This is a genomic window from Gibbsiella dentisursi (assembly GCF_039539505.1).
GTDB classification, from domain to species: Bacteria; Pseudomonadota; Gammaproteobacteria; order Enterobacterales; family Enterobacteriaceae; genus Gibbsiella; species Gibbsiella quercinecans.
In genome coordinates, this window is sequence record NZ_BAABDG010000003.1 from 301,862 (window position 1) to 322,828 (window position 20,967).

The 20,967-nt window shown below is 42.1% G+C and carries 16 protein-coding genes; all 16 read right to left on the reverse strand.

Annotation, left to right across the window (positions count from 1 at the left end; genetic code table 11):
• Positions 1-179 precede the first annotated feature (179 nt).
• The gene (locus tag ABFX35_RS12075) at positions 180-1,505 is read right to left on the reverse strand and encodes a capsular polysaccharide export protein, LipB/KpsS family (protein WP_346081265.1); all 1,326 of its coding nucleotides are present in this window, start codon (positions 1,503-1,505) and stop codon (positions 180-182) included.
• Positions 1,498-2,439 carry a glycosyltransferase gene (locus ABFX35_RS12080; RefSeq protein ID WP_346081267.1) on the reverse strand — a complete coding sequence of 314 codons (942 nt, stop codon included), beginning with the start codon at positions 2,437-2,439 and terminating at the stop codon, positions 1,498-1,500. The genes ABFX35_RS12075 and ABFX35_RS12080 overlap by 8 nt, the downstream gene beginning before the upstream one ends.
• Positions 2,440-2,820: 381 nt before the next feature.
• Positions 2,821-3,447, reverse strand: coding sequence for a hypothetical protein (locus ABFX35_RS12085; RefSeq protein WP_346081269.1), 627 nt, complete (start codon positions 3,445-3,447; stop codon positions 2,821-2,823).
• A 786-nt stretch (positions 3,448-4,233) separates the two neighbouring features.
• On the reverse strand, positions 4,234-6,039 hold the full coding sequence (locus ABFX35_RS12090) for a lipoxygenase family protein (RefSeq protein WP_346081271.1): 1,806 nt from the start codon (positions 6,037-6,039) through the stop codon (positions 4,234-4,236).
• Positions 6,040-6,279: 240 nt separating this feature from the next.
• A complete protein-coding gene (locus ABFX35_RS12095; protein ID WP_346081273.1) occupies positions 6,280-7,188 on the reverse strand; it encodes an Ig-like domain-containing protein in 909 nt (302 codons plus the stop codon).
• 24 nt (positions 7,189-7,212) lie between these two features.
• Positions 7,213-8,121, reverse strand: coding sequence for an Ig-like domain-containing protein (locus ABFX35_RS12100; RefSeq protein WP_346081275.1), 909 nt, complete (start codon positions 8,119-8,121; stop codon positions 7,213-7,215).
• A 31-nt stretch (positions 8,122-8,152) separates the two neighbouring features.
• Positions 8,153-8,722: a hypothetical protein gene (locus ABFX35_RS12105; protein ID WP_346081277.1), complete on the reverse strand. Its 570-nt coding sequence runs from the start codon at positions 8,720-8,722 to the stop codon at positions 8,153-8,155.
• A gap of 846 nt (positions 8,723-9,568) precedes the next feature.
• Positions 9,569-10,369 carry a DsbA family protein gene (locus ABFX35_RS12110; protein ID WP_428832192.1) on the reverse strand — a complete coding sequence of 267 codons (801 nt, stop codon included), beginning with the start codon at positions 10,367-10,369 and terminating at the stop codon, positions 9,569-9,571.
• An 845-nt stretch (positions 10,370-11,214) separates the two neighbouring features.
• Positions 11,215-11,787 carry a helix-turn-helix transcriptional regulator gene (locus ABFX35_RS12115; RefSeq protein WP_346081281.1) on the reverse strand — a complete coding sequence of 191 codons (573 nt, stop codon included), beginning with the start codon at positions 11,785-11,787 and terminating at the stop codon, positions 11,215-11,217.
• A 199-nt stretch (positions 11,788-11,986) separates the two neighbouring features.
• Entirely contained in the window at positions 11,987-13,705 is a 1,719-nt protein-coding gene (locus ABFX35_RS12120; RefSeq protein WP_346081283.1) for a PglL family O-oligosaccharyltransferase, read from the reverse strand.
• Positions 13,706-13,794: 89 nt separating this feature from the next.
• Positions 13,795-14,361, reverse strand: a complete 567-nt coding sequence (gene sfmF, locus ABFX35_RS12125; RefSeq protein WP_346081285.1) for a fimbria assembly protein — start codon at positions 14,359-14,361, stop codon at positions 13,795-13,797.
• Between the two features lie 18 nt (positions 14,362-14,379).
• Complete coding sequence (locus tag ABFX35_RS12130) at positions 14,380-15,396, reverse strand: fimbrial protein (RefSeq protein ID WP_346081287.1); 1,017 nt, start codon at positions 15,394-15,396, stop codon at positions 14,380-14,382.
• A gap of 87 nt (positions 15,397-15,483) precedes the next feature.
• Positions 15,484-18,132 (reverse strand): outer membrane usher protein FimD, encoded by a 2,649-nt coding sequence (fimD, locus tag ABFX35_RS12135; protein ID WP_346081289.1) that lies wholly within the window; start codon positions 18,130-18,132, stop codon positions 15,484-15,486.
• A gap of 51 nt (positions 18,133-18,183) precedes the next feature.
• Positions 18,184-18,876: a fimbria/pilus periplasmic chaperone gene (locus tag ABFX35_RS12140; protein WP_428832193.1), complete on the reverse strand. Its 693-nt coding sequence runs from the start codon at positions 18,874-18,876 to the stop codon at positions 18,184-18,186.
• Positions 18,877-18,898: 22 nt separating this feature from the next.
• Entirely contained in the window at positions 18,899-19,480 is a 582-nt protein-coding gene (locus ABFX35_RS12145; RefSeq protein WP_346081292.1) for a fimbrial protein, read from the reverse strand.
• Between the two features lie 74 nt (positions 19,481-19,554).
• On the reverse strand, positions 19,555-20,121 hold the full coding sequence (gene fimA, locus ABFX35_RS12150) for a type 1 fimbrial major subunit FimA (RefSeq protein WP_346081294.1): 567 nt from the start codon (positions 20,119-20,121) through the stop codon (positions 19,555-19,557).
• Positions 20,122-20,967 lie beyond the last annotated feature (846 nt).

Genomic DNA, 20,967 nt, shown 5'->3' on the forward strand with positions numbered 1-20,967 from the left:
TTCAGGACACACTGCCAACTATCTTGACTCTTACCGACAACAGAACGCTGGCTGCCAGAATATAACAGCGAGCGTCTCCCCATTAATCACTGAAAAAACTGACACCGGAAGAGTACCAGTTAGTGGACAAAAAATGGAAGTCTCAAAATATATGTGGAACCAAAGCCGTTATACTCACACTATTGGAAGTACCTATCTAATATGCTATTTACAGAATCACTATTAGATACCAAGAAAGATGAAAACATCTTACTTAAGAATTCGTTAAAGTTTTTCATTTCATCACTGCTCAGAGAAGGGTATATTAATCCAGAGTTGAAATCATTCATAAAGTCGTCAAGGGTACTATAATCATGGCTAAACCCTTTCCCACCATAAAATGCATTCCCGAACTGAATTATTTTCTTTCCTCTCATTGCACATTCAATACCAGCCTGAGAGCATAATGTCATAATGAAATCTGACTTTTCACATAATTCATCGATATCCCAACTTTCTATAAGTTTGAATCGACTTATCTGATCAGCTGGTTTTGTAAATATGTAACTCTTGATTTCATTGTATGTAATGTTGGTTTTGTTTTTAAATTTTTCCCATGGATGAGTTTTTATTATTAAATAATTATCGTCATTCATTAGCAACAAATCAATTGCATTTTTGTAAAATTCAATTGTATTTAAATAATTTTTAAATGTACAGATTATTGAAAAATCATTAACTACCTGTGCGACAATAGTAATGACTCTACTGGCATTTTTTTTATCAATTGATATATTTTTACTTTGACATTCTGTTTTGTTTTTATTCTTTTTTTTTATTATTTTTTGATATGCATTTTCGATATTTAATCGATTATAATTAAAATTTAATGAACGGTACACATTAGCGAATTTAACATTGCTGTTATTAGGTATTGGTTCATATTTCTTTTCAAGATAAAATTCATTCCCTGTAAAAAAACTCTCCATAAGCAATGGGGAAAATTGTGAACGCTTAGATATTTCAATTAACATCATATTATATATTTGCGCACCGGAAAAAACACCAACGTATTTATATTTTGATATTTCCCGCCATCGTAAAATCCAATATTCAGCCCAAAATATAGATATACAAACACACATTATTAATGTATCCCTATCAACCGATATCATCGCGTTAAATATATCCTCTCTAGATGTCTTATTTCTAAGGGTAGCTCGAAAGTTATCAACAGTTAAGAAAAAAGAAAGAGCCTCGTATAAATATACATCAATTAGATTTATTCCGAAATAACTAATGTGCAGTATTTCATCGTCTGACATCACATTATATTTAGAATACATACCCATGAACATTGAACAAGATTTCAGCTCTTTATAGCATCCAAAACCAAATTTAAAACACACGCTATCGTCATCACTTGAATAAGGAACTTCATTTTCATCAAGATAATTAAATATTTTACCAAAGGATTTTCTGTTTATGTTTTTTCTGTCAGAAAAATAAATACCCATTTTAGACATTTAGAATCCTCTTATATATTTCAGAGTAACCATTAACCACATTACTCCAAGTCATTACATTATATCTACTAAGAAAAGCTTGCTTAAATAACTTATTTAAATTACACATCTTACAACTATCAATTATTAACTGTGCGTAGTCATCATACGTACCGGATAAAAAAACACCATTATTACCGTCTGATATATAATCTAACGCCATCCCTACGGGAGTAGTAATTATTGGTGTCCCTGTCACAATTGCTTCAGGTACACTTGCTGGCCCCCCTTCATAAAAACTAGTAATTAAAAGGATATCAATTTTATCATATATAACGCTAAACTTTGAGTAAGAGTGGTTTTCTACAAATTCACTAGTGAACCCAAGGTCAGCCAGCTGCTTACTTAATATCTCCCTACCTTCCCCGACTAAAAAGAATGAAAAATCAGATATGGGTAACCTCTTAGCTATTTCAAGAATTGACACATCTCCTTTTACTCCACGAAAGTAATACTTGGATAATATACCGAGGCAAACTTTTTTTCCTTCAGAATGTTTTTTTGGCGCTATGATTTCTTTAAAAACATCAGGGTTGTATCCATGAGGAATAACTACTGTATTATTCAACCCTTTCTCTCGCAATATATTCTCTTGTGTTCTATTCAAACAAATTACAAAACCAGCCTCTGTATATCGAGGAAAAAAAAGGCTAAGATTAAAACATGGTTCAAACTCCCTAAGATCGTGATGAACTATAGCTATAGAATTATTTCTTAGCATTTCCTCCAAGTGAGGCCTATGGTATACATATACATCTGAATTACTTTTTGGAGTAATTGAGACTATTATATCTATAGATGATTCACTATGTTTTTTATGATATCCAAGTATATCATCGAATATTATACTTTTCGTATTACTAGAGAGAACATGATTAACAGTTATTTTTTTCATCGCATGAACATTATGTATTTCACTAAACACACCAACATAGAGCCATTCAACTTATTGTTTTCAGCTGAAATAGCGACTATAAATTACATTCCCTTACAGAGCCTTAAGTTTTCTACAACACCATTTCGTAAAAAAACATTATCAATAACGCAGCGATTCTATAGAAAAAGCATGGATGCCATAACACTGTAAAAAAGATGAGAGCTGAAAAGTCTTGGTCATTGATTTTTTATTTAAAAAACTCGCCCCCAAACGAATATCGCTTTGGGTGATGGTCAAGTTAAAATGATTGAGCTTGATATTGACACTGCGCATACGGCACTTCAATATCGTCGCTGGTTCTGAAAAATAGACAATCCGGTATATCACCAGTGGCTATTTTCAACGGTGCATAGCTAGAGGTAACTGTATATCCCATGGTCTAGGCTTACCGTGAAAACACAGAATACTTGTACCTGTAGGAATAGTACCACAACCCTCAGAACTTGTAGGATGCCAGCCCGGCATACCCGGTCCAGCAACATGGAGTTTATATGACTTGACGGAGCTATCAAATCGAGCGACCTCACGGCCACAGATTTTTTCCAGTACATCTTGATCCCCCCAACATTCACTTATCCACTTAAGCGGAGCATCAATCCACGCAGACCAAATATACGCCTTAAAATTGTGGGGGATAAACATCATTCCACTGGCTGGTTTATCCGGATGGTAAAAATCAGATAACATCCGGAAATGGTCATCATATAGGTAAATCTCAGGGTTTATCACTATCTGCGTATCTAGGTCGAAATACAAGATATCATCATGGATAAGATCGGGGTTGAACAACTCCATTTTTGAAAACCATCCAGGCCAATTGAAACGTAAGGGAAAAGTATCTACACCTGGTACTGTCACATCAGAAAGGCATATAGATGGAAGATTATGGAACTGAGCATGTAAACGCTGAACATGCTCAGGCTGAAATTCTCCACCAGATTTTAACACCGTTACGATAACTGTCATTTTTCCTCTCATTTATAAAAGGTCAGCATAGAGATTAATAGGTAAAGCTCATCGCCAAACCGTTTTTACTTGGTACCGATTGGCAAAATTCATTTTAGGAACGAGCTCGTTCTAACTAAAAAAACATCACTAATCTAATATGGACATGAGCAAAACAATAGAGCAAGTTGGAAGTGGTTACTAGCTCACCAATTCAACCCTCATTCTATCATAAGCATAAGCTCTAACAATTACAACGGTTCCTGCCCCATATGAAATTCTATATAATGCTCCATACGTGGAAGTATATAAAGTACAATTTGAAGGATGTACTTTCATAAAACTCAACATCGGAAAATTAACAGTCCACTATTTTGGTAGTCATCAATAAAAGACAGACCAGATATATTATCGAGATAGCCACTCTCATACATCATGAGATAAAGTGGGGATATTATCAAAGATGACAAGAATTTATACTGATAACGTAGCCAAAGTTAAATTTCGTTCATTATTTTTTAATAAAGATCAAAAAAAATAATGTATGTAGCATTAATTACCCATAACCAACCATATTTACCGAATCCTTTGTTCATCTATTACTCACCAATTTACAGTCACTGCCAGAAATGGGATAGTTACATTTAAAAAACTGCCACACAACTATTGATGGAATATGCTTTATATTATTGGTCCAGGAAGGTGACTCCCCGAACCAGAATTTACAGTAACTTGCTATAATAAAAAATTCTTAAAGTTATAAGCACTCCCTCATTAAGGAACACACTAGCAAATTAAAAAACAACATTATATATTAATACTTGCCGGTATCTTTGACGGGAAAAGCGTTTCATACGGGATAAGCCTAGTCTTATTACGTTCAGAAATAGTTTTTTCAATTTCAGATAACTTACTCCTAAAACTTTTTATCACATTCATAAGTCTAGTATCATTGGTATCAAATACACTCTTCCCCTCTCTGTCGACATATTCGCCAAGATATCCATTATAAAGATTACCCAATAGAGTGTAAATATCAATTTTTTTCATTGCCCGAGACAAAACAGGTAACATCTCCAACCACTCATTTTTCGTGGAATTAGCCCTATCAGTTGGTTTATGATAATTGAGGGTCCCTACCATTGCGGGGGCATACATCATCCATCCTGGCTGTGTAAAATTAACCGCTGCATGTTGTGCTGAACTGGTGAAAATCACCATTGTTAATACTTCAGAAAGCTCTTCCCTAGTGCTTATTTTCTTCAGTCCCTTAACTTTACCATTTGCGAGCAAGTCATCCATCCACGCCATAAGTGCGCTATCTGCAGCAACTTGAGCGCTGGTGACATAAAAATATTTTACATAGCTGGAAACAAAATCAGAGATAGCATTCCATATAAGAAGAGCATCATCCCGGTACGGGTATTCAGGTAATGCCGTCGTATCGTTAACCCCCTTTGAAGCTAGCCGTGCTGGTAGAAAATTATCATAGAAATTAAAATTAAGTCGTATATCAATAGTAGCAGTGGCAATATCCCCAAGTGGGGCAGCTATTAATGTATCAACAAACTGCCGTTCTCCTAATAGTTGGATCGTCGCATTATGATTGATACGGTTCGTACCTTCAAAATGTGAAATCAGAAGATCATATACCGGATGCCCTTTAGTAAGTTTTCTGATAGTCGCAACAGCAAATGCCTCACACAGAAGATGAGTTAGGCCAAGATGGCTAGACAACTGATGTTCCGTTTTATCTGCGGCATGGATAACCATTTTAGCACGCTCCCAACCCCAACGATGTTCCTCATCCGTCAACGCTAAAAACATAGGGTTACTATCATCCGGGTCCTGCCCACATTGTATAGCGACAGATTTTAGGCGATTATCTGTTTTCGATACCGCGAATAATGCCATCGCTGCATAGGAATACCCCACAACGGGTGAGCTATCAGTATCCGTCGCAGGTTTTGAATATCCCTTTTCAGCCACTGGCATAGAACTATAATCCAGCATGTAAATACGCTTTTCAGACAACGCATCTGACAACGAATCAGCCTCTCCCATGACCTGCTGATATTGTTCGTTTGTCAAAGGAAAGTTAGAAGGAAGTGTGGATACACCGAATAAAGAAACAGGGTTATTACCCGCAAGACGCCAGTAAGCAAAAAGATCATCATCATGCATATATTCAGCAGTAAACGGCCTAGATATCGTTCTGTACTGTGCATCATATTCACGTAAATCAGAATCATCATCACCAATAGAATCAACGCTAGCATGTCCATAATTCGGCCATGTTTTTAGTTGTTGGTGCATCTCGATGATTTTCCCCTTAACTCGTAAACCATCCTGGTTGTTAAATAGCAGGTCAAACTCTTCAGACTCTAACTTAACAAGTTTTTCAATAAATAACTTTTGCTTTAAAGTTGGATTATTCAACTTTGACAGATAATACTGCGAATGATTTTGTGCCACCAGAAGATAAAGCTTCAACAGCTCTACCGTATATGAGTCTCGCGGGTGTAATTCATTAGGGACATCACTACCAGCGGGAACATCCAACATGGGCACACCGATCATCGGCGAAAGACTTTCTGTCCATTCGTAGCTCATTATAATGCCTCCAGACTAAGTAAAAACCTACATATGTTATAAATAGACGTTTATTTCCCCCTGAGGATATATTAACCACAGTGTATCATGTGATTATTTTTAAATTATTTTTATCTTATTGAAAACTTCAAGTTTACTAAAACACTCTCAAGCCGATAGCTACACAGGAGGATCACCATTTTCTTTTACTAATCAAAAACCATAAAAGCCGCCAAAAAAATCTTGGCAGCTTTCATTACGTTATACCTTACCTGTTTCTATACAAAAATAATGCTTAACAGTTATATTATCAAAATCCACTTTCTCTGTTCCTGAACTCAGATCATAAGCAATTCCAGTAATAGCACCATATTCTGACGTCCAGTAAACATCATCAACTTTCCACCCCTGGGATTCATATGACCCCATATTCCCCCATTCCTTATAAATTGTAGCATAATCATCCGGTGCCAACAGCGCATTCTTGTAAGTCAGAATAATGGCTGTAAGTGATTTTTTAGTCGTATGAGGTTCAACGAACGTTTTAATATCTATTACAATCTCATCACTCTCATTTGTATAAGTATCTGTTGCCTTAATAATCGTCGACTGCTGTGGCATAGCAAGAATAGTGACTCCCGCAGTTCGCTCAGTTTCGTCCCCTTCGACCACGATTTCCTGCGTCGCACCACTGGTTGTCCACACAATGGGACCACTCCCACCTTTGGTATGGATGGTAAAAGAAGCCCCCTTCCAGGCAACCGTCGGTTCTCCAGTAGTAAACGTTTTATTGGCATTGGTTACAGAGGTAATGCCGAATACATCCCCTGTTGGCAGGAATGTTATAGTCACCTGCGAATTATCACTCTGGGAAGCCAAAACAAAAGCGGTGACAACGACACTTTCATCTACTGTATCTGTTATGGAAACGGTAACTTTTCCACTGCCATCCGTCACTGTTTTATAAATCATGCTGTTATTTGCCTTTATGACGGCAGTTTTCGTATCCTCTAGCTCAATAACCACCGGCAAAGCCTTAGCAGGATCATACGTTGCGGTATCAGTAAATGTAAATTCAACTTCAATGGTTGACACACCATCTGCAGACACATTATCGTTCAATGCTTTTGCACTTATAATATACTTATTGTCATTATTTTTCAGGTTCATAACAGACCTCATGTACAGTCAAGTTTAATTGAAATTAATATCTAAAACGACGGGGCGCACATCCGTAAACAGTAATTCAGCAATGGTTCCGGTCACAATATTAAAGGCACTAGCAGTTTCATCATAATAAGAAACCCAGAATTCGTATCCTTTATCCTTCCACTCTTCATATTTACTCATGTCTCCCCATTGACGATATGATGAAAGGAAGGTCTCTGCGGAGGGAAGTTGATCTATGAGTTTACTTGACATTACAACATCATAGCTCATATCTACATTAAGAAAGACGAAAAAGTCAGCAAGAGAGAATGAATAGGTGATAATTTCTCCGGTGACATTATCTTTACATTGCAATTTTTTTTCGCCAAGAAATACAGCTATAATCCTTACTGTCAGAACATTATCGTTTTGCTGAAGAGATAGTGCAGACGTTGAAGAGTCCTTTTCGCTCCAGGTTACGTCACCGCTACCGCCGGATGTTTTAATGAAAAACTCAGCACCGACCCATGCAGCAGAGGGTTGTCCATCTTTGAGTGTTATATTAGCATTATAAACACTATCAACTACGAGCTGATCCGTTCTGGTTTTGAAATGAACATTCACATAATCAGTGATTTTCTTATTATCTAAGATAAACACTGTCACAATATCAGTCAATGTTTCCTCCGATGAGTTGGTAACATTGACATCAACTACCCCATTACTATCTGTATTAGCTTTCAGAATAAGGCTATTGTTTTCTTTAAAGACGGAACTGCTTCCACTTTCCAACTGAAAAACAATTGAAACGCCAGAAACAGGCGAGCCATTTTTATCTGAAACAGTACATGAAACATTAATATCACCGGTACCATCAGAAAGTGCATAGTCTCCATCAACCGATAGTTTTAAACTTGCCGGCTCTCCGGAATTTATTAACAACTTAGCGTTCATAATAAACCTTCTCTTTTTTTAACAAGTTAAATTATTCCATATCAGAATTACTACCACAGGATTTTATAGCATCATGTAATGACATTTGAATTCCTATATCTAACTCTGTGTATGAAGAGCAATTTATAATATTTGTTCTTTTTATCATTCTTGACAGGCGATGAAATTGTTTTTTCCATCCACAGATACTATTCTCTGTCGGATTCTGTAAACCAGACTGATGAGGTCCATGCCAGTGAAACCCGTGCTTCAGAGAACAATCATAACCCAACAAGAAAACAGTATTAGCGCCTAGCGAAACTGCGAGTTCAATGGCTCTTAAACCTGAATTGAATGACCCTACACCATCAAAATAATGTAATGAAAACTCTTTTGCCGCCTTTAAATCACATGTCCAGAGTTCGGCCTGTGATGTCATGGCTCTCGAATGATACATCGACCACCACTGATAATCACCGGCGAAAATGATATCTGCATTTCCATAACGCTCCCAGGAATTATTCACTACAATTATTTTCCCATCAAACTCTGCCAGCAAGCCTAGATCCTCATTATTCAATGAGGGACCGCCAGCAATACAAAAATAACGTCCTAAATTCACCCCCCCCCCTTCAATTAATCAGGGATAGCCCCAGCTAAAATACTGTCCAGGATCATCATTTTCAACATCTCCTCCCAGGCGAGAAAAAATATACATCCCTTACCTCTTTTGTTTTTTAACAAAAATTATACATTCATTTTTATTGATTAGCCGTAAAGTAATTAACAAATTAAATTACTACTTAATTGATTCATGTATTATTGATAATAGAACAGCATATGAATTATTCAAGTTAAATATCGCCAATCAGAAACAAATTTATCTAACCCTAGAAAAAACAAACAAAAATCCCAGAAAAAAATCTAACTTTCAAATTATTCAGGAATAATTTCACTATACTCCCTCCCTATGACAGCGCTAGTGATTGTAATCACACCCAGAACAATTAAACATTGCAGTTTGAATTATTTCACTGTTATCAAAATATGTTACTTTTACAACTGCACTAAGGGCAGTAGCAGCTTCATACAGTAAGCCAGGGAGCATCAACTTGAACTTGCTTCGAGAAAGCGCGCCGCCTGCACGGTCAGCCTAAATACCAGGTATTGAAAAATCCCCCACAAGTATTTTCAGTTTTTGCAGACTTGAACATTATTCAGTATGGGCCGTGTTATCATCAGGCGTCTTTCGGTACAAATGCGAAAAACTCAGTGCGCACTTTGTTACTCTGCGCCGGCCAAACAGTATTTTATGCAGCTCGCCTGATCATTTCGTCCCGCTCATCACCAGAGACCGGCGTATAGCGGAATACAGGATTCCTCTGACCGGCAGTAAATGCCGGAGCGCTCCAGTATTTCCGGACGCCCCCCCCTTCCAGCATAAAGGTTTTCAGGTACACATATGGGTTTATTCCCCCCCAGATTGGCCGGCGGCCTTATAGATGGCCGTCTGCAGCGTCGCCTGATCAGCCCCCCCCAGGATAATCGTCACATTATCTACTGTGGCTCCATTCATCGGCATCACTATCATCCCAGGCGTCCCACTCAGCCCCAGATTCTGAGCCAGCGTATCTGTATGTGACAGTACCTCCAGCATCTCATAATTTTTCCCCCTCAGCTTTCCGGCCTTCGCAGCAACCTTCTCGATATCCTCATTCGTCAACTTACCTTCGTCATGTCCAGTCGCGTAGAGGGCATTATGGTAAGCTAAATACGCATCCGCGCCCTTCTGCTGCCACAACCGGAGGCCGATATTGGCCGCGGTCAAGGATGTAGGCCAGCGCTGAGCAAAGATTGGCCACTCTTTAAAAACATAACGCACTTGCGGATTTGCCTTGATAAGCGCCTCAATTACTGGTGCCTGATGGGCACATACGGAACACTGATAATCGAAGAACTCAATAAAAGCCACCTTCGCATTTGCTGGGCCATATGACGGTGTGGATTTGTCATCCAGCAGCGCATCTTGATGGCGTAGCACAGCCTGCGTTATGGCCATAAGCAGTTGCTTCTGCTGCTGTACCTGTAGTTTCTGGCTGACCTCCACCAAGATTTCAGGATGAGCTAACAGGTATTCTTTTGCTACTTCACCAATACGCGCCTCCTGCTTTGAGGTAAAACCCTTCTCCGGGAACGGTAACTCTACTGGATGAACCTCTGCAGCAACGGCACCAGAAGGTACAATCGCTGCTGATTGCTTATCTGCCATCGCTGTTGCTGTTGCTGTTATTGATGATCCCGTGACCAGCACAACTGAAAGCGCAAGGTTATTTAGTTTCATTATGTTATTTTTCCTCTGGTTTTTAAGTCTGAATCTTTTCTTTACGCGTGATATAGCATACAGCTGCTAACAACTGGTCACTGGACTAGTTGCTTTCACTTCAGCACCAGCATCCCTTCGAGTGCTACTGAGCACAAGCCACAGGCACGATTGACAAACAGAGCCATGACGAACCGTTTTGTTCTGGAATACAGGCTACCCCACTCGCCGATTTTCTTCTCTTTCACCAGCTAACGTTCCGTACGCTGCAACTACTCTGCCACGTTGCCTCGTATTTACTGTCGGTCCAACCGGCACCCCCTTTTCACGCTGTCGCTCACGAGAGGAGGCATACAGCAACTTCCGGAGCTCATGCCTCAGGATGAAGTAATCCCCGAACATCTTCCCGCAGGCCCCGTTCCTTTTTCTATTCCTCCGGAATATTCATACTGAACGGCTCAGTAAATCTAACCTTGGCATCACAACATTATCCGCAGATAATCTAAGGCAGCACCCCGCTTTTCGCAGCATCTTCTCCAAATTTCGCAGACTCAGAGAATATGCCCGATACCAGTGAATGCACTGTTCAGTAATATCGACGGGATAATGTGTTCAGTAATATCGACGGGATAATGTCAGCTTTTTAGACCAGGGCATCTTTAACCAAATCATAAAAAACACTTAACCCCATTCAACACTTAATACGAGCAAATCAAGGATGCACGAAAGTTAAAAGGCTAACTAATTGAAGAAATTAGCGGAAACATTTTCAAACAACATCAATCGTTAATATACTATAAGCCAATGCGTTTAATGAAATTAAATTTCATGAGTAGCTCCATTGTGCTTGAAATTCCGTATTTTTTCATAATAGCTCTTTTGTGAGAACTAATCGTTTTTTCACTCACACCAAGAACATCTGAGATTATATGGGGCGAGTATCCTTTCAAATAAAAATACAGTAATCGCGATTGACAAAAAGTTAACCTTTTATGAGTATTCACATCCTCACCCTGAAATCCGAGCTTTCCTAACTTCGTCTTCAATGTATTATACATAATATCAAGACTAGAATTTACCGATAAGAAGTTAAAGCGCCCATTATCAACTCCATCGATGATTTTCCATAGGGAGTCATGGCAGATAAAAAAAATGATATTATTTCTCTTGAAAAAAAACTTTTCCTTATCTAAAAACGCATAAGCTTTCATAAGCTCTCTTTGAGTAACAATAAAAAAACCAACTTTATCATTAGCGTAAATAATAGGAGCTTCATTTTCCATAAAGGAAACGAAACCATTTAAAGCAAATACATCATCCGATATAACTTCGATAGTTCCGTTTTTAATGTTGATGGTTGTAAGCATGTAATTCCTATAGTTTAACAAAATTATCATATTCAATGCAAAAAAACAGCCATCTAATATAACTTCTATATAGTTATATTACAGTACCCCAAGATGAGCCAAGCCTATGACCAGAACAAGAGCAGAGATCAACCGAACTTTCTGACCATAAAAATCCACTACAGCGATTAGCCCTGCCAGCGAAATAGCCACACACCATTCACTTGATACCTGATAATAAGCATTTTCTAGAAAATCTTTTATCCCAAGGGAAAAGTTTATTAGCTTCAATTGAATAGGTACAGGCCTCCTCATTTCTGAGTAAATAATGCAAGACATCAATCTGATTGGCGTAGCTATCTGGTTCCGTATGAGTCGCCAACCATTGAGCATTATCGCGCAGAAAACCAACCAGAAGCCCTTTATCACCTCGGACACTGTACTCCAGCATCCCTTCGGTCAGAAGGTCATACTCATAACGCGAATGTAGCAACCAAGAGACATTCAGATGCTTTATCACACCGATGTCTGGTAGCGTTTGGTCTTCATAGTGGCTTAATATAAAGCTGGCCCGCAAACTTCCAAACAGGGTAAATAATCCCCATATACAACCTGCCACGACAGCTATCCGCGCACCGTTAAACGCTACGTCACGCTTAGCGGAAGTCCCCCTTTGAGTTCGAAGGGAACAAACCTGCACATCCAGATTCCTCATAATTAGCAGCAATGTCAGAACATGTGCCACGGAGTAATACAAGGGAAACTCCACTTGTGTATGCAAGGCAATAGGTACGAGTGCCACCCCCGTCATCAACCGTGAATATGTCCTATTCAGGATGAGCAGGCGGATACCTGCCCATGCCAATATTACAATTCCCGCTAGTGCAATCACGCCCCCCTCCACCCAGGTATAAAACACCTCATTATGAGGATGTCCCATCAGTTCCAGTGACAGGTTAGGCGAAGAGCGCGAAGCCATGTAATGCTGGAACTGCATACGAAAACTCCCCAGTCCCCACCCTTGCCAAGGATGCAGACGTATCATTTCCCAGGTCGTTTTCAGCGTCAACCAGCGCTGGTAATTTGAACCAGAATGTGCAGCTGCCCGCATCACTGAACAGTCCAGCAGATAAATACCCGCCCCCACTCCTGCCAGAGGTACGAAAATTAGCATCAAAACCTGTCGCCATTGAATTCCCGACAAGCGTTGCATCCGGGTAAGTGTCAACACGACCGCAACAAGATACACAATCATTCCACCAAGCCAGCCTATGCGTGATTTCATCAAGATCAGGGTACCGGGGATAAAAAATAGCCCCACCAGGAGGTACCCCCCCTTAAGCCACGATTCATAACGGCCATGTGGCTTCAGTGGTATCACAGTCCTGGTAGCAAACAGCGCGATAAAAAACGCAAAACCAGTGGCCAGAAAGCTGGCAGTCACATTTACTTGCTGGAAAGTCCCCAGCGCCATCCGCCCATGTACTGCGATAAACCGTTGCGCAGTCTCACTGAGCAATGAAGGGAAGAACAAACCAGCCCAGACATTTCCCGCCTCCCACAACGCTGCCAACGTGAGACTCCAGAGAAGGGTATTTTTCTGGCGTTCAGAGAAGTCGCACTGCAGTAATGCAATATAAAAGGCAACTCCACCCCATAAACCAACCAGTCGGGGCATGGCCAGCCATCGCCAGTCATACTCCGGACTCCAGAGTACAGGAAGCGTAAGTAGTACTACACCCATAACAAGCAACCAGCTTGTTGTCGTCATATGGAACTGACGACAAGGCATCAACCCAGCAACCAGCGCAATCACGACAGTAGCGACACACCAAGCCAGCATATTTTGTGGCAGGTAAACACCGTCATTGCTACCGACATTGAAAAACGAGATATGCATCAGGATACAAAGCCACAGGCACAGCAGTCCCGTCACCATTCTCCTAATTATTTTATTCAGCTCAGCTTCTGTTAAACGTGGGTATATCACCTTATCATCCCTGTAAAGTTCGGCCTAATGGCAGAACATCAGTCATAAGCTAGGGTAAATACAGAGTCAGCATCCGCAACACCTGCAGTCCCCCCGTCATCTGCAGTAGCAACATAATTGGCATAAAAATTCAGTATCACGTTCCCGTTTTTATCCACCACTGCATGGGAAGCATTATCCCCCAGAGGAATACGGATTTGCTGACTGTCCATTATCTGAATAGCCACGCCATGAGCTGCATTTTCACCATCGTCATTCAGCGCCAACAGGCTATTATCCTTTTTATCCTTTTCCCCAGTAAAGGCCAAGGAGACACCACTGGCTGTACAATTAGTCAGGTGGATGCTGAATGCTACTGGTCGTGTCGAATTTCCCGCTCTCTTTAACTGCTTTGTTGCCCACTCACCAAGGTTTACCGATTTGCCAATATCACCAGGATCAACAGTACATCCCACAGCCACCACCGTACCTGTCATGCGAATGTTTATCTCTCCAAGAACATCAGCCATAGCTGCAGACATGTTCATATAAGCCAGCATGCATACCATAAACAAGGAATAAAGGATATGGCATACTCTTGGCTTACTACCTTCTTTCTCAGTCACTGCCATCTCCTCATATAATCAGTCAAAATCCACGCGAATATAACCTTCTGCCGTAAATGTACCTTCTGCTGGCTTATTACCAGTTATGCTGATGGGCCAAACCGAAAGAGGAAAAGAGTAAGCGGAATTATCATCCAATTGAAATTTATGAGTATCTGTTGGGTCGTTTGGTTTAAACTGTGTACGATCATTCCCTTCAGCAATAATAAAACCGATATCCTCATTATCCGATACAATAGCATCTCCACTAGATTTCTCCGCTTCCAGGCGCAGGCTCATTAATGCACCTGCGTCAATATTCTTACATTTCATGAAGACATATTGGGTCTGCACATTAACACCATCTGGTTTATTGCCAGCGCCAGCTTGAGAGAAAGAAGATGCACTAATATTACCAAAATCAAATGTGATTACTTTATTTGGGGAAAACTCACATGACTGCTGGACAACGACGCTCCCAGACAAATAATACTGAATTTCAGGAGTTCTTGTCGCCTCCCCCTGAGTAGAGTTAGTCCCTTTCGTGTAGACAAGCACATGATTAAAATCAACACGCCCGACAAAAGGTTTACGTATTCTGGCTGTAATTTCTGAAGCACTCCCACCTGATATCCCTGAATCTTCACATACATTAGTCAAAGATTTATGTTGTTTATCATGATAAGGGATATCCACTTTTATCGAATCAATAGTTTGAGACATCGCAATGTCCAAATACTCATTTACCTTTGCATAGACCTTACCGTCAACCGACTCTGTCGGAATTTCATACTGAGCCCAATCCCATACACTATATGATGGGTTTTCCTGGGCAGTACATTCACACACAGTGGCCTTATGCTGGACATCCGCAGAAACATCGCTAAACACAACAGTATGTCCAGCAACATTGTCCTCAGGTTTACTAACAATAGAACTCACATCAATATTACCAACAACAGTCGAACCATCTGTAGCGAGGCAAGCCCCCGCTTGAGCATTAATAGTTATTGCATAAACAAAAAAAGGTATAACAAATCTAGATACCCTGTTCATATCTGAGCCCCACTCAATTATTACACCGAGAACAATTGCTATATTGATAAAATATTTAGCCTAGGCAGTACCCCTCCAGCCATCAAATTACTGGGCATCATTACAGTGCAGAGCCTTCTGAACCACCGGCAACTGTTCGCTACCAGTTGGCAGTGTATACATCACATTGCATTTATCCGCTGCACGGTTACCCCACACCATTTCCAGCTCCCCGTTCATCGGCACGCCCGTGAGATAAACATCTCCCGTTTCACCGACTATCCCTGTCGCACCAGACGCCTTCTCCGTCACGATGGTACCAAATGGTACCGGGCGATGATTGTGTGTCAGCGTGAATAGCGCCCGCAGGCCCACGTGAGTCTTATACTCTGCCCGCACCAGCGCTCCCTCCGTCGGCACCACATTCCGAACGTTCTCTTCCAGGTCGGTGTGCATATCTAAACTTTTCACATCTAACGCGATACGGTTACGGCGGTAAACCGTCGCATAAGGCATCACCGCATACCCCCGCCAGTCTGTACTGAGTCCTGTTGAGTTCTCTACATTTACACCCTTGGCTCCCGGCGCCTTGATAAGCACATTTGTGTCACCCAAAGGTTGGCTAAATGTTATGCCATCGGCGTGGGCCACTATCCCACCGGCAAGGTCCCAGTTGTAGGCATGGTCATTGCGGCTGTAACTGTATCCCGCACTCGCTTTCGCCACATTACCCTGCCAGCCGACATTAAGGGTGCCACTATTTCCCGTGCTACTGTTATGTCCCTGCATGACGCTATAGCTCAGGTTATTTCCTGCCAGAAGCGTTCCACTGACACCGGTCTGTATCTGGGTGAGGCCATCCTGATTCCTGCTCGCTTGACTGGTGGCATACATGCTGTTCAGCCCCCTGTGCTCCGGCATGTTGTGGCCCAGCCAGCGGCCAAACGGAACAGAGACATTAAAGCTTATCAACCGGTTGGCCGTTGGCATTCCCGTACTCCGGCTTACCGACCACGACAGGTTATAGTTAATCCCCCTCCACCCACTAGAGAACCCAACCTGGTACCACATGTCGCTCCCTGTCGTGTTCCAGTAGTCTTGATGGTTGGCTGACACGTTCAGGGAGCCTATATCATCCAATTGCTGGGAAATGCTTGCCTGGAAGCGCCCTTTTTTACTGTTGCGCAGATTATGGTAGCTAACCGGCACATAGTGCATTCCATGCCCATCCTCCTCATCCTTCCATTCGTATTGGTAGCCATTCATCGCATCCCATGCCACCTCATCCAACGTGTAAAATCCCTTCGTGGAATAACGGTAGCCAAGTAACTGGAAGGTCGTGCCGTACTGATTCAGCGATTTGGCGTAAAGAAAACGAATGGACTGCCCGTTATAGGTATTCCCGTCGACCAGCTCACTGCGTGCCGCAGTGACGTCCGCCGATACCGCGCCCCAGGTGCCCATATTCCGCCCAAGGCCCATCGCAGCAGACATATAGTGCCGGGCCTGCTGAGTGCCACCGTACAGAGTGATCCCATTACCCAATCCCCATGCCAACGTACCCTGCACAAACGCTGGCGCACCTTTACCCGACAGTCCACTGCGATAACGTCCGGCGACCAAATCATATTTCAATCGCCCCTCACGCTGTAGCAACGGCACGGTAGAATACGGTACCGTGTATCGCTGGATATTCCCGGAATCACTTTCCACCGTGACGTCAAGGTCGCCACTTGATGATGTCGGGTTTAGGTCATTGATCGCAAATGCCCCAGCCTGCACGGTATTCTGGTAAATAACATATCCATTTTGACGTACTGTCACCTTTGAACGACCGGACGCAATCCCCCGAACTGTGGGGGCATAACCCTGCTGGCTATCAGGGTACATCGGGTCAGAGGTATAAAGCCTCACACCACGAAACCCCAGACTGTCAAAAACATCGCTGGAACTGCTGCTGTCACCCATTACCATTTCACTTTTCAGTGGAATAACGCTCCGCTCAGCATAGGTCGAAATATTCTGCCACTGCTGGCGGCGGTACCCACTAGACGTATCATAGTAACTCCAGGCACCATTGTTTCTTAGGCGCCAAGCCCCCAAATTCAAGCCACTGGTCAGATTCAGGTAGTAGCTATTACTCTCCTTTCCGTTACTGCCAGTCAGCGTATAATTGACCAGCCCGGCATTGATACCCTGATCCCATTCCTCCGGCGGGATATAGCCACGGACTCCGTTCATAATGGAGGCCTGTGGAAAAGTCAGCATCAGGCGCTGTGAAGGAAAGTCATAGTAAGAACTGGCACCGGGGAAAAGACGGATAAAATCCACACACTCATTTTCATCCGGTACATCTTTCAGCTCAGGGACAGAGTAGGTATTTATCCCGAGGCGTTTCAGCCATTTCAGGCTCACACAGGGTAACAAGCCCGTATCATCAAGCGCAGGAGTATCCTCCTTTTCAGTTTGTGCCTGCATGCTTCTTTTTGCACCATTCTTTGCTGGTTCGAAGCGCACATTGCTGGTTGTCACAAACTCATCATTCAACCAGATATCTACCCGATACATGCCTGGCATTTGTCCCGCCCCATTTTCAAAGCGGGATAAATCGGCAACCTCATTACCATCCTTTGCCAGGAACGCCGGGTTAAACCAGTCGCCAGCCCAGACGTTACCGGTCACTGCCACAGAGACACAAAGAGCAACAATCGTATAGTGAGAGTGAGATCTCCCTACTGTCCGTTTTGAATGATTCATTAACTATCCGTTTTAAACGGCCTCATTGGCATAAATCGGGACACAAACTGATTACTGCATAATGCCAGTTTGCTGCGATGATACAGCCCCGTAATCATTGACAGTTTGGTAACGGATCTGACCTGCGCTCCCTGCTGGTAGGGGCAGGCTCAGTTGAGCAAAGGGCGAAACCATGCCGTTTTCCACCTTCTTATTACCAACATAAAGGTTAACCAGCGACTGGTAGTACGGAGTCGGGTTAAATACCGTCAACTGTTTTTCGTTTAAGCGAAATCGCAGGTGTTTTGCCGACTCCATTTCACTCATTGTTAATCCCGCAGGGCGCATAAACAGTTTCATCCGAGACAAAACTGCTAGTTGGAGCACGTTCTGGCCTTTCAGGGACTCTTTGTTAACAGCCGGAATGGCTTTCACATTCATCCAAAAGGCCACTTCTCGATCGGCAGGAAGCGGCTTGCCGGTATAAACGATCCGCAAGGTATTTTCACTTTTTGGCGCCGCAGCGAATAATGGAGGGGTGACAATAAAATCCCGGAGCCGATTATCATGGTCATCGCTGACCCATGCCTGGATAAGATAACGCTGATGTCCGTCACTGTTGGTAATTGATAACGATGCCTGGCTGTCAGCTTCCGGGTAGATCACCCGAGTTGCTCCCGGTGCAATCCCCCCTGCATAGGAGAATGAAAACAGTGAGGAAGTCAGAAACGCTAATGAAATAAATAACTTTTTCTTTGAAAACATGGGATGCCTTTTCTGGACAATATCAGGGATATGAAATATCAAACCGGACATCACTGCTCAGTGGCCCCGGATAAACATAGCGAGACGTTGCCCGGTAACGAGCTATATAACGCAAAGCCACTTCACTACCGTCGATGTGATAAAATACAGCCGGGAGCTGCCCGGGAATAACCTGATGGCCTTCTGGATCAGATATCATCAGCCCCAGGCCACTGAAACCATGAGCCCCGGAAACTCCGACGGGACTGCCGTCTGCCGATGTTACTAAAAATAAGTCAGGAGCTTTGGGTGCAGATATCCCGGAAAATGTTAGACCCACGTGGTCTGCTACCTCTGGAGCACAATCAGTCAACCGGATGGTGAAAGGGACACTCAGCACGGATAATGCGCCAGTTCGGCCGAATGAATGCGTGGTATACTGCCCCATATCGACATGCATATCCTGACTATCAGCCACCACGGCACAGCCTCCTTCGGCCAGCCTTCCGTTCATATGCACAATTCCCCCGATAACCACTTCCCGAACGTCACGGGCAAATACACTTGACGCTATACAGGAAAAAATAAGGAAAACAGATACCAGAACAGTGCATAGAAATTTCATTCACAACGGATCCCGTCATCAGAATCTTGGTCAGCAAGATCTACTGACCAAGATTTTCAATATGCTATGCAGGCTTAGTTATACTGCATGATGAAAGTGGCATCAGCATTCGCTTCACCTGCGGTTGCGGCGGCAGTAGATACGTACTGAGCAGCAAAGTTCAGGATGTTTTCACCATCATTCAGCGTTTGTTCTGTGGAGAAGGAGCTACCATCTGGTTTTACAACCTGGGATTTTCCATCGAGGATCTGAATACCGACACCGGTAGCGGTAGCCGACTGGTCACCAGAAAGCCCCGAATCGACAGCCAAAAGGCTTTCGTTATCAGCATCTTGGCGACCAGAGAATGCAACCGCAGCGGTGGTATATGTTGTAACATCACAGTCTTCCAGTTTGATCTGGAACGGTTTTTCTGTGCCTTTGATACCAGAGGCATTAAAATGATGGGTAGTGTACTCGCCAAGTTCGACAGTCTGACCATCCGAGTCGGTGCTAACTGAGCAAGGAGCAGAAGTAAGCTTACCTTTAAAGTGAATGGTACCGCCAGTCTCAGTAATCGTTGAAGCATCACCAGCGTGCGCAACACCTACACATAAAGCCATAGCTGCACCAGCAGCAACGATAATTTTATTCAGTTTCATTAAAAAGTCCTTAATTTAAGAAAGAGACAACACTTAATTATTACCTTCATATGCCCTTGCCTACTACAGCTACAGGCATGCCTCTCCCGGAGAAAAAATCACTTCCAGGAAATTTTCCGGATAATAAAACCCGGGAATATATATAATGTCACGCCCCCGTGACCAATAAAATTCAAGACCGCCTTTTTATAAATTAAATATAATCACTCCAGTTATCACTCAACTGGATAGCAGCGCAAAAAACCCCAGTAAAAAATAGCAATTCTCGCACTAAATCAGCACGCAAAACGTATATCTATTCCAGATACCAAGGCGTGCTCACTATCACGGGAAAACCATATCCAAAAAAAGAATAGTTAACTTTATCCCGCTGAGGACATATGCAAAAAAGGTTATAATTCTGTACTAGAGCATTTTTCAATCCCTGTAAAAATAGTCATCCTGACAATGTTTACTGAGTATATACGCCCAAAGAATGATCGGCAATAGCGATCAATAAACAACAATTGATAGCTATGACAGATCAAAATAAATAAGTTTGATCGTTACCATCGATCAATCCCCATTACAATGATTACATGTAACTAACTAATATATCTATATTTAGATGAAATGCAGTGATAACGGACGTGTGGTTTTCAGACAAAAAAACAAAGAAAAAAAGAACAAGGAAAAAAATAAAAAAATATGGACTGTTTAATGTTTATTTATAAAATAAACAAATATGCAACACCCAGCCCTACAACAAACCAACAAACCAACAAACTAACAAACTAACAAACTAACAAAACGCATACACGAGCAGAAATACATCAAATGGTCTTGATCCTAACACCTCAACTCGGT

What these genes read in the sequence shown, in the direction of transcription:
- ABFX35_RS12100 (WP_346081275.1), bottom strand. Translation starts at nt 8,121, where the DNA reads ATGAACGCTAAGTTGTTAATAAATTCCGGAGAGCCGGCAAGTTTAAAA.
- ABFX35_RS12090 (WP_346081271.1), bottom strand. Translation starts at nt 6,039, where the DNA reads ATGAGCTACGAATGGACAGAAAGTCTTTCGCCGATGATCGGTGTGCCC.
- fimD (WP_346081289.1), bottom strand. Translation starts at nt 18,132, where the DNA reads ATGAATCATTCAAAACGGACAGTAGGGAGATCTCACTCTCACTATACG.
- ABFX35_RS12140 (WP_428832193.1), bottom strand. Translation starts at nt 18,876, where the DNA reads ATGTTTTCAAAGAAAAAGTTATTTATTTCATTAGCGTTTCTGACTTCC.
- ABFX35_RS12120 (WP_346081283.1), bottom strand. Translation starts at nt 13,705, where the DNA reads ATGGTGACGGGACTGCTGTGCCTGTGGCTTTGTATCCTGATGCATATC.
- ABFX35_RS12080 (WP_346081267.1), bottom strand. Translation starts at nt 2,439, where the DNA reads ATGAAAAAAATAACTGTTAATCATGTTCTCTCTAGTAATACGAAAAGT.
- ABFX35_RS12130 (WP_346081287.1), bottom strand. Translation starts at nt 15,396, where the DNA reads ATGAACAGGGTATCTAGATTTGTTATACCTTTTTTTGTTTATGCAATA.
- ABFX35_RS12075 (WP_346081265.1), bottom strand. Translation starts at nt 1,505, where the DNA reads ATGTCTAAAATGGGTATTTATTTTTCTGACAGAAAAAACATAAACAGA.
- ABFX35_RS12085 (WP_346081269.1), bottom strand. Translation starts at nt 3,447, where the DNA reads ATGACAGTTATCGTAACGGTGTTAAAATCTGGTGGAGAATTTCAGCCT.
- ABFX35_RS12145 (WP_346081292.1), bottom strand. Translation starts at nt 19,480, where the DNA reads ATGAAATTTCTATGCACTGTTCTGGTATCTGTTTTCCTTATTTTTTCC.
- ABFX35_RS12095 (WP_346081273.1), bottom strand. Translation starts at nt 7,188, where the DNA reads ATGAACCTGAAAAATAATGACAATAAGTATATTATAAGTGCAAAAGCA.
- ABFX35_RS12110 (WP_428832192.1), bottom strand. Translation starts at nt 10,369, where the DNA reads ATGGCAGATAAGCAATCAGCAGCGATTGTACCTTCTGGTGCCGTTGCT.
- fimA (WP_346081294.1), bottom strand. Translation starts at nt 20,121, where the DNA reads ATGAAACTGAATAAAATTATCGTTGCTGCTGGTGCAGCTATGGCTTTA.
- ABFX35_RS12115 (WP_346081281.1), bottom strand. Translation starts at nt 11,787, where the DNA reads ATGCTTACAACCATCAACATTAAAAACGGAACTATCGAAGTTATATCG.